General features: G+C 57.9%; 6 protein-coding genes and 1 pseudogene. 4 read left to right on the top strand and 3 right to left on the bottom strand.

Annotated elements, in window-relative coordinates:
- The first annotated feature begins 141 nt into the window (after positions 1-141).
- Positions 142-264: a hypothetical protein gene (locus K5Q92_RS24380; RefSeq protein ID WP_001297045.1), complete on the top strand. Its 123-nt coding sequence runs from the start codon at positions 142-144 to the stop codon at positions 262-264.
- A 229-nt stretch (positions 265-493) separates the two neighbouring features.
- Here K5Q92_RS24380 and K5Q92_RS23390 read toward each other — a convergent pair whose 3' ends face one another.
- Together K5Q92_RS23390 and K5Q92_RS24375 are read right to left on the bottom strand one after the other, a co-directional pair.
- Positions 494-772: a tyrosine-type recombinase/integrase gene (locus K5Q92_RS23390; protein WP_000015696.1), complete on the bottom strand. Its 279-nt coding sequence runs from the start codon at positions 770-772 to the stop codon at positions 494-496.
- An 11-nt stretch (positions 773-783) separates the two neighbouring features.
- Entirely contained in the window at positions 784-975 is a 192-nt protein-coding gene (locus tag K5Q92_RS24375; RefSeq protein ID WP_009873362.1) for a hypothetical protein, read from the bottom strand.
- A 65-nt stretch (positions 976-1,040) separates the two neighbouring features.
- On the opposite strand from K5Q92_RS24375, the pseudogene K5Q92_RS24555 reads away from it, so the two are divergent.
- Positions 1,041-1,130: pseudogene (locus K5Q92_RS24555) on the top strand (type VI secretion protein); the annotation flags it as partial.
- A 91-nt stretch (positions 1,131-1,221) separates the two neighbouring features.
- Here K5Q92_RS24555 and tet(C) read toward each other — a convergent pair.
- Positions 1,222-2,412, bottom strand: a complete 1,191-nt coding sequence (tet(C), locus tag K5Q92_RS23375; protein WP_053409934.1) for a tetracycline efflux MFS transporter Tet(C) — start codon at positions 2,410-2,412, stop codon at positions 1,222-1,224.
- 92 nt (positions 2,413-2,504) lie between these two features.
- Between tet(C) and tetR(C) the strand changes: the two genes are divergently transcribed.
- Entirely contained in the window at positions 2,505-3,164 is a 660-nt protein-coding gene (gene tetR(C), locus K5Q92_RS23370) for a tetracycline resistance transcriptional repressor TetR(C) (protein ID WP_001038045.1), read from the top strand.
- Positions 3,151-3,465 carry a helix-turn-helix transcriptional regulator gene (locus K5Q92_RS24550; protein ID WP_061342203.1) on the top strand — a complete coding sequence of 105 codons (315 nt, stop codon included), beginning with the start codon at positions 3,151-3,153 and terminating at the stop codon, positions 3,463-3,465. The genes tetR(C) and K5Q92_RS24550 overlap by 14 nt, the downstream gene beginning before the upstream one ends.
- The last annotated feature ends 594 nt before the right edge of the window (positions 3,466-4,059 follow it).

Below are 4,059 nucleotides of genomic sequence, written 5' to 3'. Positions count from 1 at the left end.
CTTGCTGGAATTAGCGAAGGAAACATGCACCAGCAGTAGGTGAAGCATCAACCAGATAATCCGATGAGATGCCGGTCTGTCTCACTCTCATGCAAAGGTAAGATCAACCATTTAATCCGCTTACCCTGAAATGTAAGGCCTTTGAATAAGACAAAAGGCTGCCTCATCGCTAACTTTGCAACAGTGCCCCTGCGTGCGCTGCTGCCATGTCCACTACCTGACGCCGGTGATGGTGATGGCCTCGCCGGAGCGGGAATTTCTTAACCTCGACGAATTTAGACGATCGGCGGGCGAGGGGATGTCGTGGCAAGGTCCGCCTTGCGCTGCTCCGCAAGGGCGACACCAGCGGGTTCGTCGGCGGCCACGCCTAGCGCGACCGCAACCAAGCGTCGAAAAAGTATACGCTCGTCACCCGCCGTCTCCTGTGCTGAGAGTCTCAGGCCGATCGGCCGGCAGGGCTCAATGTCAGCAAACGCGTGATGAGCGGTGGCCTTCAACAGTGATAAGGCGGCACCAGAGAAAAATCACTCAGGGTCAATGCCAGCGCTTCGTTAATACAGATGTAGGTGTTCCACAGGGTAGCCAGCAGCATCCTGCGATGCAGATCCGGAACATAATGGTGCAGGGCGCTGACTTCCGGTGCCAGCAGATATTTTGGCAGTTTGCCTTGGATCAGAGCCATCTGACGCAGGGCTAGTGCAGCCGGATAGTCAATAGCTACCGGCAGCGGTGCGGACTGTTGTAACTCAGAATAAGAAATGAGGCCGCTCATGGCGTTGACTCTCAGTCATAGTATCGTGGTATCACCGGTTGGTTCCACTCTCTGTTGCGGGCAACTTCAGCAGCACGTAGGGGACTTCCGCGTTTCCAGACTTTACGAAACACGGAAACCGAAGACCATTCATGTTGTTGCTCAGGTCGCAGACGTTTTGCAGCAGCAGTCGCTTCACGTTCGCTCGCGTATCGGTGATTCATTCTGCTAACCAGTAAGGCAACCCCGCCAGCCTAGCCGGGTCCTCAACGACAGGAGCACGATCATGCGCACCCGTGGCCAGGACCCAACGCTGCCCGAGATGCGCCGCGTGCGGCTGCTGGAGATGGCGGACGCGATGGATATGTTCTGCCAAGGGTTGGTTTGCGCATTCACAGTTCTCCGCAAGAATTGATTGGCTCCAATTCTTGGAGTGGTGAATCCGTTAGCGAGGTGCCGCCGGCTTCCATTCAGGTCGAGGTGGCCCGGCTCCATGCACCGCGACGCAACGCGGGGAGGCAGACAAGGTATAGGGCGGCGCCTACAATCCATGCCAACCCGTTCCATGTGCTCGCCGAGGCGGCATAAATCGCCGTGAAGATCAGCGGTCCAATGATCGAAGTTAGGCTGGTAAGAGCCGCGAGCGATCCTTGAAGCTGTCCCTGATGGTCGTCATCTACCTGCCTGGACAGCATGGCCTGCAACGCGGGCATCCCGATGCCGCCGGAAGCGAGAAGAATCATAATGGGGAAGGCCATCCAGTCTCGCGTCGCGAACGCCAGCAAGACGTAGCCCAGCGCGTCGGCCGCCATGCCGGCGATAATGGCCTGCTTCTCGCCGAAACGTTTGGTGGCGGGACCAGTGACGAAGGCTTGAGCGAGGGCGTGCAAGATTCCGAATACCGCAAGCGACAGGCCGATCATCGTCGCGCTCCAGCGAAAGCGGTCCTCGCCGAAAATGACCCAGAGCGCTGCCGGCACCTGTCCTACGAGTTGCATGATAAAGAAGACAGTCATAAGTGCGGCGACGATAGTCATGCCCCGCGCCCACCGGAAGGAGCTGACTGGGTTGAAGGCTCTCAAGGGCATCGGTCGACGCTCTCCCTTATGCGACTCCTGCATTAGGAAGCAGCCCAGTAGTAGGTTGAGGCCGTTGAGCACCGCCGCCGCAAGGAATGGTGCATGCAAGGAGATGGCGCCCAACAGTCCCCCGGCCACGGGGCCTGCCACCATACCCACGCCGAAACAAGCGCTCATGAGACCGAAGTGGCGAGCCCGATCTTCCCCATCGGTGATGTCGGCGATATAGGCGCCAGCAACCGCACCTGTGGCGCCGGTGATGCCGGCCACGATGCGTCCGGCGTAGAGGATCCACAGGACGGGTGTGGTCGCCATGATCGCGTAGTCGATAGTGGCTCCAAGTAGCGAAGCGAGCAGGACTGGGCGGCGGCCAAAGCGGTCGGACAGTGCTCCGAGAACGGGTGCGCATAGAAATTGCATCAACGCATATAGCGCTAGCAGCACGCCATAGTGACTGGCGATGCTGTCGGAATGGACGATATCCCGCAAGAGGCCCGGCAGTACCGGCATAACCAAGCCTATGCCTACAGCATCCAGGGTGACGGTGCCGAGGATGACGATGAGCGCATTGTTAGATTTCATACACGGTGCCTGACTGCGTTAGCAATTTAACTGTGATAAACTACCGCATTAAAGCTTATCGATGATAAGCTGTCAAACATGAGAATTCGCGAATGAACAAGCTCCAACGCGAGGCCGTGATCCGAACCGCGCTCGAACTGCTTAACGACGTGGGCATGGAAGGTCTAACGACGCGCCGACTGGCTGAGCGCCTCGGGGTGCAACAGCCAGCGCTCTACTGGCATTTCAAGAACAAGCGTGCGTTGCTCGACGCACTTGCCGAAGCCATGCTGACGATAAATCACACGCATTCGACGCCAAGGGATGACGACGACTGGCGTTCGTTCCTGAAGGGCAATGCATGCAGTTTTCGACGGGCGTTGCTCGCTTATCGCGATGGCGCGCGTATTCATGCCGGGACGCGGCCAGCCGCGCCGCAGATGGAAAAAGCCGACGCGCAGCTTCGCTTCCTTTGCGATGCTGGCTTTTCGGCAGGTGACGCGACCTATGCGTTGATGGCAATCAGCTACTTCACCGTCGGCGCTGTTCTTGAGCAGCAAGCTAGCGAGGCAGACGCCGAGGAGCGGGGCGAAGATCAGTTGACCACCTCAGCGTCTACGATGCCGGCGCGCCTACAGAGCGCGATGAAAATCGTCTACGAAGGCGGTCCGGACGCGGCATTCGAGCGAGGCCTGGCTCTCATCATCGGCGGTCTTGAAAAAATGAGGCTCACTACGAACGACATTGAGGTGCTGAAGAATGTTGACGAATGACAGGGGGCGGCAGGTGCGGAGGGCGCGGTTGCTTCGTCATATGAAGCAAAGTCACCTAGCTGAATTAATGGGTGTGGATCAGGCAACCGTGTCGCGCTGGGAGCGGGGCACCCTTGCATTGTCGGATGGGAGGTGGTCAGCGGTTCTTCAATTGCTTACCGGGCCTTCCGATTCATCGTACGACGCTGCGCTGAAGCGTCTGGTGCAATCCTCCGCCCACAAAGTCCATCTGGTAGCGACCGGACACATTGTTTGCTCGCGGCATCTCCGGCCAGGCAAAGGGAATTGCGGATTGACCTAGCCGAACTCCTTGGTAAATCGCTGCGTGTTTATGCGTCCCCGAGATAGTTGCGGCCGACTCTGCGCTTAATGGGCTCGGTTGGCATGAGGGGCGGCTGGGGTCACTCGAGGTGGATACCGGCCCGAACTGGAGCGAGGAACTTCCATACTGCCAAGGCGAATGCTGTGGGAGCGCATCATGCTCGCTGATGGTAGCCCGGCACTACTTGTTACCACCACAGCTTAATGCGAAGGGTGCTCCTGTTCTTGTGCATATTTTATGCGCTGCTGATTGTGCATCGAACTGATAACCTCAACGGGTCTGCTTTGTAGTTCACCACACCCCTGACGCGCGCGTGCCGGATAAGCAGAACTATGGTGCCGATGGATGTCAGGAACACTCGGCCTGGTTCGTAACTAGGTCGTCCTGCGCGATCCTGCGGCTAGGGCCGGAATCGTGCTCGCCAGTCAGGCGCTGATGAAGCCTATGGGCACTGTTGCAAATAGTCGGTGGTGATAAACTTATCATCCCCTTTTGCTGATGGAGCTGCACATGAACCCATTCAAAGGCCGGCATTTTCAGCGTGACATCATTCTGTGGGCCGTACGCTGGTAC

Source organism: Shewanella sp. MBTL60-007, assembly GCF_019654915.1.
In the GTDB taxonomy this organism is placed as follows: Bacteria; Pseudomonadota; Gammaproteobacteria; order Enterobacterales; family Shewanellaceae; genus Shewanella.
Note: the sequence above shows the minus strand (reverse complement) of the source record. Positions and strands in the feature narration are given on the sequence as shown.

Coding starts and splice junctions, on each gene's coding strand:
- K5Q92_RS24550 (WP_061342203.1), top strand. CDS start 3,151: ATGTTGACGAATGACAGGGGGCGGCAGGTGCGGAGGGCGCGGTTGCTT.
- K5Q92_RS23390 (WP_000015696.1), bottom strand. CDS start 772: ATGAGCGGCCTCATTTCTTATTCTGAGTTACAACAGTCCGCACCGCTG.
- K5Q92_RS24375 (WP_009873362.1), bottom strand. CDS start 975: ATGAATCACCGATACGCGAGCGAACGTGAAGCGACTGCTGCTGCAAAA.